General features: G+C 33.4%; 18 protein-coding genes. 6 read left to right on the forward strand and 12 right to left on the reverse strand.

From position 1 onward, the window contains the following. Window positions 1-10: 10 nt before the first annotated feature. From FDY99_RS02505 to tpx, 10 genes are all read right to left on the reverse strand, one after another. Window positions 11-424, reverse strand: coding sequence for a VOC family protein (locus FDY99_RS02505; protein ID WP_139418920.1), 414 nt, complete (start codon window positions 422-424; stop codon window positions 11-13). A gap of 76 nt (window positions 425-500) precedes the next feature. Beyond that, entirely contained in the window at window positions 501-1,091 is a 591-nt protein-coding gene (locus FDY99_RS02510) for a Crp/Fnr family transcriptional regulator (protein WP_139418921.1), read from the reverse strand. 152 nt (window positions 1,092-1,243) lie between these two features. Continuing rightward, the gene (locus tag FDY99_RS02515; RefSeq protein ID WP_139418922.1) at window positions 1,244-2,455 is read right to left on the reverse strand and encodes a DUF763 domain-containing protein; all 1,212 of its coding nucleotides are present in this window, start codon (window positions 2,453-2,455) and stop codon (window positions 1,244-1,246) included. Between the two features lie 171 nt (window positions 2,456-2,626). Beyond that, entirely contained in the window at window positions 2,627-2,974 is a 348-nt protein-coding gene (locus FDY99_RS02520; RefSeq protein ID WP_139418923.1) for a VOC family protein, read from the reverse strand. A gap of 90 nt (window positions 2,975-3,064) precedes the next feature. Further along, window positions 3,065-3,595: a GNAT family N-acetyltransferase gene (locus tag FDY99_RS02525; protein ID WP_139418924.1), complete on the reverse strand. Its 531-nt coding sequence runs from the start codon at window positions 3,593-3,595 to the stop codon at window positions 3,065-3,067. 53 nt (window positions 3,596-3,648) lie between these two features. Then, window positions 3,649-4,530, reverse strand: a complete 882-nt coding sequence (locus FDY99_RS02530) for a YitT family protein (RefSeq protein ID WP_074228032.1) — start codon at window positions 4,528-4,530, stop codon at window positions 3,649-3,651. A 7-nt stretch (window positions 4,531-4,537) separates the two neighbouring features. Beyond that, window positions 4,538-5,122 carry an HD domain-containing protein gene (locus tag FDY99_RS02535; RefSeq protein WP_139418925.1) on the reverse strand — a complete coding sequence of 195 codons (585 nt, stop codon included), beginning with the start codon at window positions 5,120-5,122 and terminating at the stop codon, window positions 4,538-4,540. A 150-nt stretch (window positions 5,123-5,272) separates the two neighbouring features. Then, on the reverse strand, window positions 5,273-7,321 hold the full coding sequence (locus tag FDY99_RS02540; RefSeq protein WP_139418926.1) for an adenylate/guanylate cyclase domain-containing protein: 2,049 nt from the start codon (window positions 7,319-7,321) through the stop codon (window positions 5,273-5,275). 10 nt (window positions 7,322-7,331) lie between these two features. After that, the gene (locus FDY99_RS02545) at window positions 7,332-9,668 is read right to left on the reverse strand and encodes an adenylate/guanylate cyclase domain-containing protein (RefSeq protein WP_139418927.1); all 2,337 of its coding nucleotides are present in this window, start codon (window positions 9,666-9,668) and stop codon (window positions 7,332-7,334) included. 87 nt (window positions 9,669-9,755) lie between these two features. After that, window positions 9,756-10,253, reverse strand: coding sequence for a thiol peroxidase (gene tpx, locus FDY99_RS02550; protein WP_074228029.1), 498 nt, complete (start codon window positions 10,251-10,253; stop codon window positions 9,756-9,758). Between the two features lie 150 nt (window positions 10,254-10,403). On the opposite strand from tpx, the gene FDY99_RS02555 reads away from it, so the two are divergent. From FDY99_RS02555 to FDY99_RS02565, 3 genes are all read left to right on the forward strand, one after another. Beyond that, window positions 10,404-10,856 (forward strand): T9SS type A sorting domain-containing protein, encoded by a 453-nt coding sequence (locus tag FDY99_RS02555; protein WP_102979889.1) that lies wholly within the window; start codon window positions 10,404-10,406, stop codon window positions 10,854-10,856. Between the two features lie 13 nt (window positions 10,857-10,869). After that, entirely contained in the window at window positions 10,870-11,982 is a 1,113-nt protein-coding gene (locus tag FDY99_RS02560) for a cadherin repeat domain-containing protein (RefSeq protein ID WP_139418928.1), read from the forward strand. Between the two features lie 105 nt (window positions 11,983-12,087). Beyond that, a complete protein-coding gene (locus FDY99_RS02565; protein WP_139418929.1) occupies window positions 12,088-14,307 on the forward strand; it encodes an NADP-dependent isocitrate dehydrogenase in 2,220 nt (739 codons plus the stop codon). Between the two features lie 302 nt (window positions 14,308-14,609). Here FDY99_RS02565 and FDY99_RS02570 read toward each other — a convergent pair whose 3' ends face one another. Beyond that, on the reverse strand, window positions 14,610-15,794 hold the full coding sequence (locus FDY99_RS02570) for an MFS transporter (RefSeq protein ID WP_228448725.1): 1,185 nt from the start codon (window positions 15,792-15,794) through the stop codon (window positions 14,610-14,612). A gap of 288 nt (window positions 15,795-16,082) precedes the next feature. On the opposite strand from FDY99_RS02570, the gene FDY99_RS02575 reads away from it, so the two are divergent. Next, window positions 16,083-16,370 (forward strand): GNAT family N-acetyltransferase, encoded by a 288-nt coding sequence (locus FDY99_RS02575; protein WP_074228026.1) that lies wholly within the window; start codon window positions 16,083-16,085, stop codon window positions 16,368-16,370. Window position 16,371: 1 nt separating this feature from the next. Here FDY99_RS02575 and FDY99_RS02580 read toward each other — a convergent pair whose 3' ends face one another. Further along, window positions 16,372-17,463 carry an MBL fold metallo-hydrolase gene (locus FDY99_RS02580; RefSeq protein WP_139418931.1) on the reverse strand — a complete coding sequence of 364 codons (1,092 nt, stop codon included), beginning with the start codon at window positions 17,461-17,463 and terminating at the stop codon, window positions 16,372-16,374. 144 nt (window positions 17,464-17,607) lie between these two features. Here FDY99_RS02580 and FDY99_RS02585 point away from each other — a divergent pair, with 144 nt between their 5' ends. Together FDY99_RS02585 and FDY99_RS02590 are read left to right on the forward strand one after the other, a co-directional pair. Beyond that, window positions 17,608-19,152 (forward strand): S41 family peptidase, encoded by a 1,545-nt coding sequence (locus FDY99_RS02585; protein ID WP_228448726.1) that lies wholly within the window; start codon window positions 17,608-17,610, stop codon window positions 19,150-19,152. After that, window positions 19,152-19,712, forward strand: coding sequence for a YdcF family protein (locus FDY99_RS02590; protein WP_139418932.1), 561 nt, complete (start codon window positions 19,152-19,154; stop codon window positions 19,710-19,712). The genes FDY99_RS02585 and FDY99_RS02590 overlap by 1 nt, the downstream gene beginning before the upstream one ends. Window positions 19,713-19,733 lie beyond the last annotated feature (21 nt).

The raw sequence follows: 19,733 nt of genomic DNA on the forward strand, positions 1-19,733 counted from the left end.
ATATGAGGATTTAAAAATCCGCAGGAAGCTGGGACATATCTGAAAAAAGTACTTCCCATTGATGACCGTCTAAATCTGAAAAAGTTTTCTGATACATCCAGCCATAATCTCTTGGTTCACTGTATTTGGAACCTCCATTTTCCGTAGCAGTTTTCACCATTTCATCAACTTCTTCACGACTGTTTACGCCAATTGCAAGAAGCGTTTGAGTGGTATCTCCTTTTGCAACAGGTCTGTCTGTGAAAGTTTGGAAAAACTCTTCTTTTAAAAACATGGTGTAAATATGATCTTGTTTCATGATTACACAGATTGCTTTTTCATCAGAAAATTGTTCGTTGATCGAAAAACCCAGTTTTGTCCAGAATTCTCTCGTTTTCTGAACATTTTTTACAGGAAGGTTTACGTAAATTTGATTGATTTCCATTTTGTAATTTTTGATGTTAAACTTTTAACCAAAATTACCAAGTCATTGCGAAAATCAACTTGCCATAAGACAAGATTTAATTTTTCTTCGGATGAGATACTATTTCTTTGCGGATTCTGCTTAATGAAGTGTCTGTAATTCCCAGATAAGAAGCAATTTGTTTTAAAGGTGCAAATTGTATCACCTGAGATTTTTGCTCTAAAAGATGAAGATAACGTTTGGTTGCAGAAAGTGTAAACATCTCTACCGAACGCTGTTTGTATAAAAAAAGTTGTTGAGACATCCATGCTCTTCCCCATTCTCTGAGGTTCGGAATTTTATGAAACAACTCCTGAAAAACATCAAAATCAAGCTTCCAACATTCGCAATCTGTAATGCAGACCATATTTTCCTGAGTTGGAATTCTTTGAAACAGAGAAGAAACATCGATGATAATTTCGTTTTCTGTAAAAAAGTTTATTGTCACATCATTCCCGTTGAAATCATTAACAAAAGAACGCGCCAAACCTTTTTCTAAAATATAATATTCATTGGCCATTTTGCCTTCCTGAAGAATAGCTTCTCCTTTTTGGAAAACTACTTTTTCGTGCGCCTGAATAATTTCATCAAGTTCTTCTTGAAAGAAAAAAGGAAAATCACGATAAACGTCGAAGGCTTTGCTGGTCATCCAATTAATATTTTGAGATTTTAAAATTAAAATTTTTATTGGAATTAAAAGTGAAATATTTTGTATAAATTATCATTAGTTCTTTTGTCTTGAAACAAAAGAACCAAAAATTCAAGACGGGAAATTCCGACTAAAAACTAAAATTCACAAGTTTAAAACAAAGAGAGTTGAATCGGTTTAGGTTTTGATGGCTTTTCTGCATCACCGAATACTGTTTTCCCACCAAATCTCCATGAATTTTGGCGTTCTTCCTCAATGACTTCATTAATATCAAAATCCGGAGTGAAATTTTTCTCAGCTTCTGCAATAATCGTGTGAAGTTTATTGATCGATTGCAGCTTATCGGAGTTTCCCAATTTAGATCTTTCGATTCCTTTTTGTAAAATGGAAATCGTTTCATCATAAACATTAATAGGAACGGGAAAAGGATGCCCGTCTTTTCCGCCGTGTGCAAAAGAAAATCTCGCAGGATCTCTGAATCTTGACGGTGCACCATGAATGACTTCGCTCACCAAAGCAAGACCCTGTAAAGTTCGTGGTCCCACTCCTTTCATTAAAAGCAATTCTTCAAAATTTTCAGGCTGGTTTTCTCTTGTCATATACAAAAGTGTACCCAATTTCTTCAAATCTACATCTGAAGCACGAACATCATGATGAGCCGGCAGAATGAGATTGGCAAAATCCTGCATGATTTTTTCAGAATTCGTATGAGAGATTTCTAAAATTCCTTTGCGGTTTTCCTTAGCTTCATTTGCTGTAAGATTCAGAATATTTCCACGGTTGATTCCCTGAATTCCTTTGTGAGGTTCATCTACAAAAGATTTCATATTTTCAGAATGCCAATGGTAGCGGCGCGCTGTACCATCAGAATCATTCATTCCCTGTTGTACAACTGCCCAATTTCCTTCATCTGACAAAATAAAATTGTGAAGATATAACTGATAACCATCCTGAATCGCCGTATTATCAACTTTTGCTGAAAGTTTACTGGCACGAACTAATTCGTTTCCATCTAATCCGGTTTTATCGGCAATAACGAGAAGTTCGTTTGGTGTCTCTTTGGAAAGCTTTCCTTTTCCGCCACAAATATAAATTCCGAGCTCTTTGGAATTTGGGTTGATGCTGCGTTTTAAAGCTCCCATTACCGAAGTTGTGATTCCTGAAGAATGCCAATCCATTCCCATGACCGCACCAAAACTTTGAAACCAAAAAGGATCTGCCAATCTTCGAAGAACTTCATTTTTTCCGTAATCTGCAAGCATTACTTCAACAATAGAAAGCCCAAGTACTGCCATTCTTTCATAAAGCCAAGGCGGTACTTTTCCGTAGTGAAGTGGTAAAGTTGCGGTTCCGGAACGTTTCATTTGTTATGGTTGGTTGATAGTTGATAGTTGATAGTTGATAGTTGATAGTTGATAGTTGATAGTTGATAGGCAAAATTAAAGCCTTACAATTGAAATACATAAGGCTTTAACATTTTTATGTTTTAACGAAAAGATTTTTAATTTATTAAAATCAATCGAATGATATTAAACTTATTGATGTGAAAGAATATTAACAAGTTTTCCGAACGGGTCTATCACAAAGAATCTTCGGACACCCCAATCTTCATCGGTCAATTTGTAAGTAATTTCAAATCCTGAATTTTTCATTTTATTATATATTTCATCGACATTGTCAACTTCTATAGAAAAATCGGGAACTTCGGTCTCATTTCCACCTTGAGTTGCAAAACTGATCTGAACTTTTGCTCCCTCGTGATTGCCAAAAGTTTTGATCCAGCCATGATTCATCAATATTTCGAGACCCAAAATATCATTATAAAATATATCAGCTTTAGATAAATCTTCAGTTTTTATGTTAGCTACGATTCTTTTTACCATTTAATTAAATTTAAGTTTAAAATTAACAAAAAAGCCTTCTGAATTTAATTCGTAAGGCTTTTTTGTTAATTTTTAATTACTTTTTTCTATTTAATATAAAACACATTTTTTCAAACGAGAATCGTTCATCAGTAAAGAATGTTCAAATTCATATTGTTTTTTTAATCCTATTTTTAGCATTACTTGCTCAGATCTTAGATTTACTTTCGGAGCGACTGAATATATATTTTTAATGTTTAAATCATTGAAGGCATAATCGAGGCATCTTTTCGCTCCTTCTGTAGCAAATCCTTTATTCCATTCACTGAATTTTATTCTCCAACCAATATCTATACAAGGTGTAAATTCAGAATCGAATGTTTGCTCAGAAAGACCAATGAAACCAATAAACTCATTATTTTCAAGCTTATCAACCGCAAAATAGCAAAATCCTTTGTTTGCAAATTGAGCTTGCATTCGTTCAACAAAATCAACGGTCTGTTTTTTCGTAGCAACATCTGGAAAGAATTCCATCACTCTTTTGTCTGAATTTATTTCATACAAATCTTCAATATCAGTTGATCTCCAATTTCTGAATCCTAATCTTTGAGAGGTAAATATATATTTTTCAATGTCTTTCATTAGATTAATTTTTAAATAAAAAAACCTTGAAAATATTCTCAAGGTTTTAAATTTTAATGCTTTATAATTTCTTTTACAATTCCGCCTTGAGGTTCTCTTACGGTCTGTGTAAAAATAAATGCTTTCGGATCGATAGAACGAACGATATTCTGTAGTTTTCGAACTTCTAGTCTGGTGACAATGGTAAAAATAATATCTGCATCGGCACTTTGTTCAAAAGATTCTTTCATAAAACCTCTTTCGCCTTTGTACACCGTGATCCCTCTGTTCATCGTTAAAACCAAAGCTTTTTTGATTTCTTCACTGTTTGCAGAAACGATGGTTACGCCTGTGTACGCTTCAATTCCTTCAATTACATATTTGGTAATCTGACTAGCCACGAGATACGTCATAATTGCATACAAAGCGGTTTCAAATTTAAGAAAAACGGTTGCGATGATAAAGATAATCACATTCATTCCTAAAATAATTTCGGTAATGCTAAAACTGCTTTTTTTGAATGTTAATAAGGCTAAAACTTCCATTCCGTCGAAAGTTCCGCCACCTCGCATAGATAAACCGATTCCAATTCCCATGAAAAATCCGCCAAATACAGCGACCAATAATTTGTCATGGGTCACTTCGGGAAAAGGGACGAAAAAAATGGTGATGATGATTAGTAAAATCGTTAAAAAACTTCTGATCGCAAAGTGTTTTCCGATTTGGAAATACGCCAGAATGATAAATGGTAAGTTTAAAACCAATAGAACTACTCCGAGATTCCAATGGTAAACTTCGTGAAGTAAAAGTGAAACACCGGTAACACCACCATCTAAAAAGTGATTGGGAACCAGAAAAGATTTTAAAGCAAAACTCGCAGAAATAACTCCTAAAACGAGATAAATAATATCTGAAAGAGTAAAAAGCGGGCCATGTTTAGTTGAAGCAGAGCTCATAAAGTGATCAGTTATTTTTTAGTTTTGTTTTAATAATATTCAGGTTATCCTGTTTTTTTTGATTTCTGCTGTTGATGGCTGTTTCTGTGAAATAATGATGACTTTCGAGGAATTTTTCCTGTAAAAGATTCCAGTCTCGCTCAGAATTGACAATTCCAAACATCGAAAGTTCTTCAAATAATTTATCCCCGATCACAAAAAAATCATCTCTTCCCAAATAATCTAAATCTGCATCTGCCAAAATTTGCTCTAAATGATTATGTGGCGTCTGCGGAATTTTTGTCGCCATAATCATTCCTTTGATTTTCTCGCTCTGTGATTCTGAATAGCCGTAATCAGAAAGATATTCTTCAGCGATTTCGCACGATTTTTCCTCATGATTTTTTGATCCGTATAAAAATCCGGTGTCGTGAAATAATGCTGCCGTTTTTAGCAATAATAAGTCTTCATCATTCACGTTTTCAGATTTTGCAATTTTTTCTACAGAATCAATTACATCTTTTACGTGCATCACGCTGTGATAGGAAAGGTGCTCAGGAAGATTTTCCTTGAGTCTTTTTAATATGAGTTTATTTAATTTTTCGTATTCCATATTTAAAATAGAAAATGTTTTTTAATTTGTTTTAATGTTACTTTTAATGCAAAGTTCGCAAAGTTTTAAAACTACTACCTGTTTTTAAGTTCGCAAATGCCTCTACTTAGCAAAGATTTCAGAGTTTAGACTAATAATTTAAATTATTTATCAATCTTTTTTAGTTTCAATCGCAAAATACATATCCATATCGCCTTTTCCTTTGGTGTGAATTTTACCTCTGTATTCGCAAGTTATTTTTTCTTTTACCAATTGATAGGTTGATTCTGAGATATTTATTTTTCCTTTTTCGCTGTTTTGTTCCATTCTTGCGGCTGTATTTACTGTATCGCCCCAAATATCGTAAGCGAATTTTTTCACCCCGACAATTCCGGCAATCAAAGAACCTGAATTAATCCCGATTCTGATATCTAAAACATCAGGATGAGTTTTCTTTCTTTCTTCAATAAAATCTATAATATCCAAAGCTACCAAAACTGTTTGATAAGCGTGACATTCATTTTTCATGGGTAAACCGCAAACCGCCAAATAAGCATCTCCAATGGTTTTTATTTTCTCTAAACCATGTTTTTCCATGATCATATCGAAAGCAGTAAAACATTCGTTCAGCTCAACCAACATTTTTTCTGCGCCCATTTTCTCTGAACTCTGGGTAAAATTAACAAAATCGGTAAATAAAACAGTGACTTCGTCATAATATTTGGCTTCAGAGCTTCCATTTTCTTTTAATTCTTCCGCTACTTCATGTGGTAGAATATTGAGAAGTAAATTTTCTGTTTTCTGTTTTTCTTTTTGCAACTCAAACGTACGTTCGTCAACCTGTTTCTCAAGCAAATCATTCTGATCCTGAAGAATCTGCTGTTTTTCCTGTTCCTGTTTTAAATTAATATCAGAAAGTCGCTTTACTTCATCCAGCTGTTTTACCAAACTTAAATTGGTTGATGCAAATTGCCAACCTAAATAAGCAGAGATCGAAATTGGAAAACTTATGAAAATAAATCCTAAAACATATCCCATGAAATCATCTCCGAAAACATTTCCTAAATCAATGGTATTCAGTTTATTTAAAAACATGAAAACGATAGACATCACAATAAAAAGAAAGAATACCAAAACTCCTCCTCCTACAATGAAAGCAGATTTTTCTTTTCTTATCATTGCTCTTACAATCAAATAAAAAGATTCGAAAGCAACAAAACAAAGGTAAAAAAAGGCAAAACTAGCAGCAGAAGCCGCGCTGAAATAATAGAGAATAAAAATACAAGCTGAAATAATCAACATTACTTTCAGTCTTTTTTTGGTTCTTCCAAATAATGTATTGACAAATCCTGTAAGCGAAGTACCGAATGCCATTACCGAAAGAAATGCAAAAAACGTGTAAGTGTCGATATCTAAAGGATTTCTTATTTCTGACAAGAGCAAGACCATATAGCTCATCAAAGAAATCGAAAAATTGTACGTAGAAAAATACAGATTATAAATTGCTTTTCTGTAAAAAATAAATAACAAAAGATGAATAAATCCTAATGCACCAAATATTCCGCAAATCAGCATGGTGTAAAAATTGAAATATTGCACTTCTTCAGTTTTGTCTCTGATAAATTCGTTAGCCGAGGCGAGTTCTACACCGATGGCAAAAGGTACCAAAGTAATCGTCTTCTTTTTGCCCGCAACAATCGGTAAAAATCTTATTGCTAAAACATTTACTTTGGTATTATCTAAAGTAAACAATTCTGGTATTCTGTTTTTAATCCTGAATTCTCTTGATTTTTCGTCTCCTATTTTGCCAATGCTTTCAATCTTTTTACCGTTCAGGTAAATTTCGGAAGCACCGAGTTGCTGAATTTTAAAACATAAAGATTTATTGACCGATGCAGAATCTATCTTAAAATAGTACCGAACCCAATAAATCTGATCTTTTTTAGCATCTTTTTTAGAGGCATAATTCATAGGATTCCATGAATAAACTTTTCTAGAATTAAAATTGACATGTTTCCATGAAGAATCATCAAATTGTGGCAAAGCAAAAGCAGGATTATCACCAGCAAAAAATTTACTATCTTCATCAATAGATGCGCCGTTTTTGATTTCCTTTTCAGTAAAAACTCTAGGTTTTTCAAAAGAATTTTGTGCAAAACATAAATTTTGCAATCCGATTAACAAGAAAAATATAAATGTAAGGAGTAGATTTTTTTTCACTCTGATAAAATTAAATTTGATTAACAAAATACATCTCCATTTTGCCTTTACCTTTGGTTTCGATTTTTCCGCGATGCTCAAAAGTAAAGTCTTCTTTTATTAATTGATAGGTTGCTTCAGAAACATTTACTCTTCCCGATGAACTGTTCTGCTCCATTCTTGCTGCCGTATTTACCGTGTCTCCCCAAATATCGTAAGCGAATTTTTTCACACCCACGATTCCCGCAATCACCGGTCCGGAATGAATTCCGATTCTAATATTTAAAGCATTCGGGTTTTCTTTTTTTCTTTGCTGAATATAAGAAAGAATTTCCAAACTTGCATTCACTGCATTTTTTGCATGTTGGTCGTTAGAAACAGGCAATCCACTCACCGCCAAATACGCATCACCAATGGTTTTTATCTTTTCTAAATTGTATTTCTCCATGATTCTGTCGAATTCGGTGAAGCAAATATTAAGTTCATTCAAAACTTCCTGCACACCAATTCTTTCGGAATTTGCTGTAAAGTTGACAAAATCTGTAAACAAAACCGAAACCTCATCAAAATGTTTGGCGTTGGTTTTTCCTTTTTCTTTTAACTCTTCAGCAACTTCATACGGAAGAATATTAAGCAGTAAATCATCTGATTTTTGTTTTTCTTCAGCAATTTTTTTGTTGTCTTTTCGCTTCTGATTATAGGAAAACCCAGCAAAACCTAATAACAGCAAAGATAAACCAGCTCCGATTGCCCACATATTTTTTTGAGTTTTAGAACTTTCTAAATCTGCTTTTGCAATGGCATCTTTTTTCTCCTGATTGATTTTGGCAATATTTTTTTCCTGAGAATATTTTAAAGCTACAGCTTTTTGCTCTTCATCAAATTTAATCTGAATTTCTTTTCTTTTTAAATCTTCTTCAAGTGCCAATCTTTTTTTCTCTTCTTCAGTTTTTGCAGCCGCCTGTTTTTTTTCATATTCAAAACGAAGCGCTTTTAATTCTATTTCTTTCTGAAGCTGAATTCTTTTGGTTTCTTCTTCTAGTTTTATACGGGTTCTTTCGTTGGCAAGTTCGGTCTCAGATTGTACAGAAGAAAGTGCCTTCATTTTGTCGATTCCGTACGTTTCTTCTTTCTTATCATACATCTTTTTTAAATATGAATAAGACCGATTGTAATCACCCAAAAAAGCATAAGCACGATGCAATACCTCATAATTTTGTATGAAAATTTCTGGAGAAACGTAAATTTTCAATTGAGTAAAATACTCAAGATTTTTTACCTGTTCTTTGGTTTTAATTTCCAATTCAGAAAGCCTTGAAGGACTATTTTTTAGCGAAAGACTGTCTTCCATGATTTTCTTTAGCCCGATAAATCCTTCATGATTTTTGTAATACTGATACATCGGATCATTTTCATCACTCAATTTCATCACTTTAGCAGCGTAGTCTTCAGCTTTTACAAAATCTTTTTCTTTAGAATAGATATCCGAGAAATAGTAATAAACCAGAGGTAAACTGTTTTTCAAATTATGAGATTCATAATAAGCTTTAGCCTCATTCAGATATTTTTTCGCTACTTCCAGTTGATTCATTTCAGAATAAACATTAGCCATAAAAATTTTCGCTTCTGCTATCTGCAAATCATTACGGCTCTTTTGGGAAACATCCAACCCTTTTTGGAAATATTCCAGCGCTTTTTTATTATCTCTACTGGTTAAGAAAAATGTTCCTGCACTTCTGTATGCAGGATATAAATTTTCAGGATAGTTTTTTTTAACAAAATCGATGTAAGTATACAAAGCTGTATAGCTGTCTGCATATTCCTGCTTTATAAAATTGTTGGCAAAAAGACCTTGGTATGATTCCATCACAAGATTTTTGTCTATTTTTCTGCCTTCTTTATTATACTTTAAAATTTCATTGTAATATTTTGTAGCAATATCACTTTTTTTATTAACAGCATTTAGTCGGGCCAACAGGAAATTGAGTAAAGCTCTCTTTTCATAATTTTCGGTTTTATGGAGATACTTTTCTGCTTCTAACAAATATTTTTCACCTGTAACTAAATCATTCTTTTGAAGAAATAAATTACCTATAAACAAATTTGATCTACCGATTTGCTCAATATTATTATTTTTTAAATAAATAGGTAATGATAACTTCGAATATGAAATTGCACTGTCTGCATTTTTATTCTGAGAATAGATATTACCTAAATCTCCAAAAATCTTTGCTCGTTCTTTGTCAGACTTAGTCAATTTCAGCTGACTTTTAAGATTATTAATCTCAAGAGATTCCTGTGCTTTAAAAACTGTGTTCCCACAAAAGAGAAAACAGATAATTGCAAAAGAGGTAAATTTATTCTTCAATGGCTGGTTATTGCGTTGATGTACAAAAATAAAAAAATCATTCTATTAAATAACAGAATGATTCAAATTGATGAGAAATATTTTCATTTATTTCAAAGATGCGATAGCAGCTTCGTAATTAGGCTCTTGTCCGATTTCAGGAACTTGCTCTGTATAAATTACTTTAGCTTTTTCATCTAAAACAACAACAGCTCTGCTCAAAAGACCCTTTAAAGGTGAATCTGAAAGCGTTACACCATAATCTTCCCCGAAATTTCCTCTGAAATCTGATAACGTTTCAACATTATTTAAACCTTCAGCTGCACAAAATCTTGATAATGCAAATGGCAAATCTCTTGAAACATTAATCACAACTGTATTGTCAAGGTTTGAAGCTTCTTCGTTAAACTTTCTTGCTGAAGCAGCACAAATTCCCGTATCGATGCTTGGGAATATATTTAATACTACTCTTTTTCCTGTGTAATCTGCAAGATTTTTTTCAGATAAATCTGAAGATACCATTGTAAATTCCTGAGCTTCTCTTCCTACCTCTGGAAGATTTCCGATTGTATTGATTGGGTTTCCTTTAAACGTGATTGTAGACATTGTTGATAAATTTATAATTTTCATCAAATTTATTTAAATTCTAGATGATTTTGTTTGAAATAAAGGTTAAATAATTCTTAAAGTGGAAAACAAAAAAATTATACTCGTATTAGTGATTTTTTTTATATTAGCATTCTTAAATAAATAACAATGAGAAAAAAAATTACTCTTTTGTTATTTGTAGTTCCGTTTTTCGGTTTTGCTCAATCTGTGATTGGAGGCATTAATTCGGGAGCGGTCTCTGCAGATAACTTCAACCATTCTGTGGGTGAAATTTATGTAATCCCAACTGACCCCGACAAAGCAAATTCAGGAACAATGGGAATGCTTTACCAATCAGTTTTACAAGTTTTAGGAGTTTCCGAACTAGAAAAAGACAATGTAAAAATCTACCCCAATCCTACTGCTGATTTTGTTTACGTTAAATTAAACTCAAAATCAAAGATTGAAGGAGCCGAAATTTATGATCTTTCGGGAAAACTTGTTTTGAAAACAAAATTAGAATCAGACAAAATTGACCTTAGAAATCTTCCTCAAGGTATTTACATGATTGTTTTTAAAAATTCTGACATCAAGCCTATTAAAATTATTAAAAAACCTTAAAAACCCATTTGAAATGAAAAAACTTTACACATCTATAGGATTATTTTTAGCAACATTATTAAGCGCACAAGTTCCACAAGCTTTTAGTTACCAAACAATTGCATTCAACGCTTCTGGAGCTCCAATTGCCAACGGAAACGTAGCTTTAAAGATTAGTATTTTAGAAAATTCTGCTACAGGAACAGTTTTATATACAGAAACTCACAATAAAACAACCAACTCTAAAGGTTTAGTTAATCTTAATATTGGACAAGGAACGGCTACTACAGGAACTTTCGGAGGAATTAACTGGGGAACAAACACGAAATTTGTAAAAGTGGAAATGGATCCTGCGGGAGGTTCTAACTATACAAATGTTGGAGTAAATCAATTAATGAGTGTGCCTTATTCTCAGGTAAGTAAAACAGTTGTGACTGGAGCTGGACAAGGAATTACACTTACTTCTCCGAATGGAACAGCTTATACTTTGAATGTAAGCGACTCAGGAACTTTGAGTTTGCCAACATCATCAAGTTCTACAGGTAATACTCTACCATCAAATCTTTATGCATACGGATCATATAATTCTTTTAATGCTTCTACAGCGGAACTGTTGAGAGGTAACGGACCATCTAAGATTGGATACAAATATCTCCCTGCCAATACACAAGTAAAATTCATAGCTTCACAAGCTAACGGAGCGCAGACTTATGGTGCGAATTCTAATGGAGGAATCGTTGCAAACGGAAGTGATTTTAATGTTTCTTCAAATGGTTTCTATCAGATGCTTTTGTTTCAGAACGGTCCTCAAATGCAAGTAAACTTCACTAATTTCACACCAGAAATTCAATTTTCAGCCTATTCTGGTTCTATGCCAACGACATCAACGTCGTACAATAGTTCTACAGGAAAATTTACTATAAATGTGTACGGTGTAACTACAAGTAATGGAGGTACATTTCATATAAAGTTAGCTTCACAGGGAATTGCAGGTGAAATATTAGGAGACAATCTAAATGATGGATTTTTTGATATAGACGGACCAAATATTAGTTTTCCAAATCTTAATTCTACTCCTAAAAATTATAAAATTGAATTTAATATAAATTTTGACGGCACTGGAGCATATACAATCACCCAGATATAAATTTAAAGAGGCAAAAGCCTCTTTTTTTATGCAAATACTCCTAATAAAACAATGATAATTACTAAATTTGTGAAACTAAAATTTTAAATAATAAATAACAGTATAATGTCAGACAAATCAAAAATCTATTACACCCTTACGGATGAAGCTCCAATGTTGGCAACACACTCGTTTTTACCGATTGTAAAAGCTTTTACAAAATCAGCAAACATTGAGATCGCAGTTCCGGATATTTCTTTGGCAGGAAGAATTTTAGCAAACTTCCCAGAATTTTTGAAAGATGATCAGAAAATCGTTGATGCTTTAGCTCAATTAGGAGAATTAGCAACTCAACCGGATGCAAACATTATCAAATTACCAAATATTTCAGCTTCGGCTCCTCAATTAGATGCTGCTATTGCTGAATTGCAAGCTAAAGGTTTCGCAGTTCCAAATTATCCTGCTGAACCTAAAAATGATGAGGAAAAAGCGATCAAAGCTAAGTATGCTAAAGTTTTAGGAAGTGCTGTAAACCCTGTATTAAGGGAAGGAAATTCTGACAGACGTGCTCCAAAAGCTGTTAAAAACTACGCAAAAGCAAACCCTCACAGAATGGGTAGCTGGGCTTCAGACAGCAAAACTGACGTTGCTCACATGAACAGTGGAGATTTCTACGGAACTGAAACTTCTACTACTCTAGAGAATGCTACAAAATATAAGATCGTTTTCAAAGGAAATGACGGTGCTGAAACTTTATTAAAAGATTTCGCAGGTCTTCAGGCTGGAGAAGTAATCGATTCTTCTGTAATGAATTTAAATTCTTTGAAATCTTTCGTTCAGGAAGCTATCGAAGAAGCTAAAAACAGAAACGTACTTCTTTCTGCTCACCTGAAAGCGACGATGATGAAAATCTCAGATCCAATTGTATTTGGAGCTATTGTTGAGACTTTCTTTAAAGATGTTTTCATTAAATATGCTGAAACATTTAGATCTTTAGATGTAAATCCAAACAACGGTTTGGCTGATCTTTTCGATAAAATTAAAGGAAACGCTCAGGAAGCGGATATTAAAGCTGATATTGAAACTGCTTTAGCAAACGGACCAAGAGTGGCAATGGTAAATTCTGACAAAGGAATTACCAATTTCCACGTTCCTTCTGATATTATCGTTGATGCTTCTATGGCTGCTTTGGTAAGAGGCGGAGGAAAAATGTGGAACAAAGACGGAAATGAAGAAGATACAGTTTGTATCATTCCAGACCGTTCTTACGCAGGTTTTTATCAATCAGTTATTGATGATATGAAAGCGCACGGAAAATTAGACCCAACAACAATGGGTTCTGTTCCTAACGTTGGTTTGATGGCTCAAAAAGCTGAAGAATATGGTTCTCACGACAAAACTTTCCAAGCTTCTGCTGAAGGAACAGTTGAAGTTCAGGACGAAAACGGAAACGTTCTTCTTTCTCAGAAAGTTGAAGCTGGTGATATTTTCAGAATGTGTCAAACTAAAGATGCTCCAATCCAAGACTGGGTAAAATTAGCAGTAAACAGAGCAAGACTTTCTGATACTCCGGCTATTTTCTGGTTAGATAAAGGAAGAGCTCACGACAGAGAAATGATCAAAAAAGTTGAAAAATATTTAGCTGATCACGATACAAACGGACTTGACATTAAAATTCTTGATGTAAAAGACGCAATGACGGAAACGTTGAAAAGAGCAAGAGAAGGAAAAGATACTATTTCTGTTTCAGGAAACGTATTGAGAGATTATTTAACTGACCTTTTCCCAATTCTTGAGCTTGGAACTTCTGCAAAAATGCTTTCTATCGTTCCATTGATGAACGGTGGTGGTTTATTCGAAACAGGAGCTGGAGGTTCTGCTCCAAAACACGTTGAGCAATTCTTGGAAGAAGGGTATTTGAGATGGGATTCTTTAGGTGAATTCTTAGCTTTACAGGCTTCTTTAGAGCATTTAGCACAAACTCAAGGAAATACAAAATCTCAGGTTCTTGCTGATGCATTAGACGAAGCAAATGCTAAATTCTTAGCAACTGACAAATCTCCTGCAAGAAAAGTTGGACAAATCGATAACAGAGGTTCTCACTTCTATTTGGCAATGTATTGGGCAGAAGCTTTGGCAAACCAAACTGCAGACGCTGAATTAGCTGAACAATTTGCTCCGGTTGCAGAAGCAATGCAGGAAAATGAAGAAGTTATCAATGCTGAATTGATCGGTGCTCAAGGTAAGCCTCAAAACATTGATGGTTACTTCAAAACAGATACTTACAAAACGTATGAGGCAATGAGACCAAGTACTGTTTTAAATGAAATTATTGACGGAATCTAATTTTCGAATTTAATATAAATTGAAAGCTCCTTTTTTAAGGAGCTTTTTTTGTTTTGTTAAACACGAATTGCGCTAATATTTTTCACAAACTACACAAAAATATGCGTGTAGTTTGGCATCTCGAAGAAGTTTAAGCGTAGTAATAGCGAAATATTTTTAAGTTTTGGCTAAAGCCGATCGTTATATTACAAAAATAAAGCGGGCTAAAGCCCGCTCCTATTGATATTGCTTAGTACAAAATTTGAAATTTATCAAAAAACTAATTCCTAATTCCTAATTCCTAATTCCTAATTCCTAATTAATCAAACATGCGCCTTTCTCCATTTAATCATACTTAAAATAAACAGTCCTAAAACTCCCATTATAAAATATCCTTCCGCAACTTCCAGTTGAATCTGAGGTCTAATGAGTGTTACAATTCCGTAACTGATTGCAGAAGTGAGGATAAACACTACTCCACCGGTCATTCCGCCTGCAAGTCCTGCAGAATTGGGGAACCTTCCGATACAATATGAGAAATAATTGTTAAAAATAAATCCGGCAGTTACGTGAATCACGAATGCAAAAGCAACCAGACTGTAAATATTATTTGAAAAATAAGAAGCAATAAACATCAAAACAATTAAAGATAATTGAATGAAGTTAGCATAACGAATTTTAGGCAGAAATGCTTTATTAATCAATGCTTTTCCTAAAAATCCACCCGCCATCCAAGCAAATCCAAGAATTAAAGAAACATAACCCGCAATGACTTCAGAATAACCCATTTTATGTTCGATGATGAAAGATCCACACAGATTAAAAAACATAATCATCGAATAGCTGATTCCGCACATGACCATTCCATAGAAAAAATCTTTAGCTTTAAACATCGAATCGTATTCTTTCAGCAAGAACTCAACATTGAAAGGATTTCTCTTCTTTAAAGTTTCACCAGAAAAAATCAATTCAAGAATTAAAAGAACCAAACTATATCCAGCTAAAACATAAAAATTAGACTGCCATCCGAAGATTTTCTGCAAATAACCTCCGATAAAAGGCGCAATAATCGGCCCGACTGACCAGACAATCGTCATAATGCTCAGATAATGTTTCCGCTCATCACCTTCATAAACATCCACAAAAAAAGCACGTTTGGAAACTACAGCAAATCCCGACAAAATTCCCTGCAATACACGCATTGCATAGATTACAAAAATATTCTGAGTGGTTGCGGTAATCAGAAAAGAAACAACAAACAGAGCCAAAGAAGCCATTGAAATTTTATACCTTCCAAAAGAATCAACAATACTTCCCGCAAAAAACTGCGTCAAACCATAACTGATTAAAAATATCGATAAAGTAAGCTGAATATTGCTTTCAGGTTGATGAAGTTCGGTCGCCATACTCGGCATTGAAGGCAGGTAAATGTCTGTTGCCAAACCTGACATCGGAATCATTGCAAAAGCAAGAATCGTTGCAATAAATTTATTTTTCTCTTTTAACATCCGCATGAAATTTTCAAGCGACAAAAGTCCGACTTTTTATTTGTTCAAGCGTATTTGTTTAGATCAATAATTCTGAAATAGTATATAATTAAATTCAATCGAAACCAATCTCTTTCTTCATAAAATTTCTGTATCTATAATTATAGTTTCACTCAATTTGCAAGAAAATATTTGATTGAAGATTTAATTTAAATCATTATAAATTAGTTTCATTTTCTTAAAATAATCTCATTTTAAAATATAAATTTGTAATTTTAAGGAAGAGTTTCACCAAAAGCATCAGAAATTATGGAAAGTATAAAGTTTGAAATTACACCTTACCAAGATGAATTGCAGTTATTAATTGATGGAAAAAAAGTCGGTTATATGTCGATTTCCGTTGATGGAAGACTGCTCAATGTTTATTACACCAAAATTGATGAAAATCTGGAAGGTCATGGTTACGCCAAACTTCTTTTAGATAGATTGGTAAGTTTTGCCGAAGAAAAAGATCTCATGATTGACCCTGAATGCGATTTTGTAAGACAACAGCTAGAAAATCATCCGAAAAGATATAAAGGAATTTGGCACGAATAAACTATTCCCACCAATTCTGAAAATGATACGATGTATTGTTTAAATCTACTTTTTCGCCGATTTTTGGAGTGAGAATCTGTAAATTTTTCTCTTTTCCAAGCGTCGTCACTTTTTGTAGTGGCTCATTCCAAGGATGTAAAGCCAAAGCAAATTTCCCTGAATGTACAGGAATAATATTTTTTGCCTGAATATCTAAACTTGCCTGAATGACATCTTCCGGCAAAGCGTGAATATATTTCCAAGCTGGATTGTACTGTCCGTTTTCCATGATTGCAAAATCAAATGGTCCGTATTTTTCACCAATTGTTTTAAAATGGGTGTCATAACCACTATCACCACCCAAAAATATCTTTTTCGTAGGCGTTTCGAGAACATAAGAGGTCCACAACGTTGTATTTCTTTGGAATTTTCTTCCCGAAAAATGTCTTGCAGGAGTAAACGTTATTTTAAAACCATCTTTTAAAGCGACAGTTGCGTCCCAATCTTCTTCAATAATCTGATCTTCAGAATATCCCCATCTTTCAAGGTGAGCTCCCACTCCCAAAGGCATAATTGCTTTTCCTATTTTCTCACGGATCGCTTTTACCGTTGGGAAATCTAAATGATCATAATGGTCATGTGTAATTACCAGATAATCAATATTTGGAATATCCTGAGGTTTGAACAAATCTGAACCCTCGAAAGCTTTATTGAAAAACTTAAAAGGTGAACCAAAAGTGCTTAAAACAGGATCTATCAGGAAAGAAACGCCGTCAATTTTTATGAAATAAGAAGAATGGCCCATCCAAATGAAAACATCTTCATCTTCAGAAATTTTATTTAAATCTGTATGAATCGCAGGAATTGCCTGTAAAGGTTTCAGCAACGGATCTTTTTTGCCAAATAAAAACTCAAGCATTACTTTTGGCATAGAAAAACCTTCAGCAATCTGCGGTGTAAAACTTTGATTCTGAAACTGCTTATCCTTATAATTCTTAGAATTGAGTATTTTTTCCAGACGTTTCCCTTTTGGTGCTGCGCCAAAAACTTCCTGAGACATTACAAAATAAGTGGCCGCAACAAGTACAGCGATCAATATAATTAAATAAATCATTATTAAAATTTGAAATTCAAATGTAAAAAACTTTCTTTAAGTTTACTACTCTTTCATCATTGACGCACGAAAATGAATTTTACTTTTTTTTCATTAATTATATTTAAAAGTTTTTAAATTCGTTTGTTAAAAAAACTACTTACTTTGAAATATTTTATATTCACTTTAATGATGTTAAGTTTTGCTTCGTGTACTTCAGTAAAAAAGTATAACGAACAGAGATTAAGCATAATTCCTCCTGAAAAACTGCGTCAGGATGTAGATTTTGCCTATCAAAAACTTCAGGAAATGCATCCAAATTTAAACTGGTATATTTCAAAAAAAGAACTTGATTTTAAATTTGACAGTTTAAAGTCGACCATCAACAAACCTTTAACTCCCACTCAGTTTTATTTTAAATTACAACCTGTTATCGCCCAAATCCGCGAAGGTCATTTATCATTGAAGATTCCGGCAAAAAGGTTTTCAAAAAAAGAAATTAAAGCTTTAAAAAACAAGAAAGGCCTCTTCGGAAGATTTGAATATCATGTAGAAGATGATCATTTGTATTTTATTGAAAATAAAGATTCTATTCAGAACATTAAACCCGGAACTGAACTTTTAAGTATTAATGATGTTCCTGTTTCAAATTATCTAAAAAAATACCGTGAGTTAATAAGCAGTGACGGTTACAACACCACTTTTTATTCTTATTATCTTAAGGATGTTTTCTTTAACTTTTTTGTTGCCGAAAAAGGAATAATGGACAGCGCAAAAATTGAAACTCTTTACGATGACAAAAAACAAACTCTGGTCTTAAAACGGGAAAGCAAAAACAAGCAAGAGATTGAAAAAGACAAGCTTGATAAAAAACGGACTCCCGAAAAAAAGATCAACGATTATGTTATTTCAACAAATTCTTACAATAGAAATTTAAAATTTTTAGATAAAGACAGCACCATTGCTTACATGAAAATCAAAAGTTTTTCGAGAACATTTTCAGATAAATTTTACAAAGAATCTTTTGCTAAGATTAAGAATGCAGAATCTTCTTATCTCATCATCGACATTCGTGAAAACTACGGCGGCTCGCTGTACGAAATCAATCAGCTCTATTCTTATCTCACTCCTGAACCGTTTGTTTTGATAAAACCTTCTCAGCTTACATCGAGAGTAACTCCGCTTAGAACTAACTATTTCAGAAAATCAAATCCGTTAGAATACACTCTTAAAAGTCTGGCTTATCCCGGTTATTTCTTTTATCAGGCTTTGAATGTTTACAAAGGAAAAGACGGCGTTGCCTATTATAAAATGAAGGAAAACAAACCGACAAAACCTAAAGAAAATGCTTTCAAAGGAAAAGTGTATGTTTTGATTAATGGCGGAAGTTTTTCGGCATCATCTGTTATTTCTTCTAAATTAAAATTTGACAAACGGGTAACCTTGGTTGGCGAAGAAACCGGCGGTGCGAATGACGGAACAGTTGCAGGATTTTACTCTTACCAAAAACTCCCTAATTCTAAAATAGATTTACCGATTGGATTGCTTTTAATACAGCCTAATATCACATTTGAAAATACAAAAAAAGGTGTTACTCCCGATGTGAAAATTGAGCAAAGCATGCAGGATATTATTGATCAAAAAGATTCGCAACTGGATTGGGTGAAAGCAGAAATTGAAAAAGAAAAAAGCTTCAAAATTGCAGATTGATGAAGAAGTTAATTAAATATTTAAAATTTATTGTCGTTTTAATCATTTCTTGGTTTGTAATCCACACCGTTTATATCGTAACTGATGGATTGGCTGATAACGGCGAAAAAGCAGACATTGCCATCATCCTCGGAAATAAAGTAAACGAAGACGGAACTTTATCTGCAAGACTTGAAAAACGTTTGGAAACCGGAATTGAACTCTACAAAAATCATCGTGTTAAAAAAATTCTTGTAAGTGGTGGTTTAGGTAAAGAAGGTTTTTATGAAGGGGATAAAATGAAAGAATTTCTAATCAGTAATGCAATTCCTGACTCTGCAATTTTTGTGGATAATTACGGCAATAACACAAGATTGACCGTTGAAAACAGTTTGAAATTTCAACAAAAATATAAGTTTAAAAGCATCATCGTTGTTTCGCAATATTTTCATGTGACCCGAACGAAGAAATTATTTAAAGATCAGGGTTTTGAAATTGTTTCAAGTGTAAGTCCGAGATATTTTGAATGGCGGGATTTGTATTCTATTTTGAGGGAATTTCCGGCTTATTATACTCAGTAGAGATTCAAAAATCTTAAAATA

It is taken from the genome of Chryseobacterium mulctrae (assembly GCF_006175945.1).
In the GTDB taxonomy this organism is placed as follows: Bacteria; Bacteroidota; Bacteroidia; order Flavobacteriales; family Weeksellaceae; genus Chryseobacterium; species Chryseobacterium mulctrae.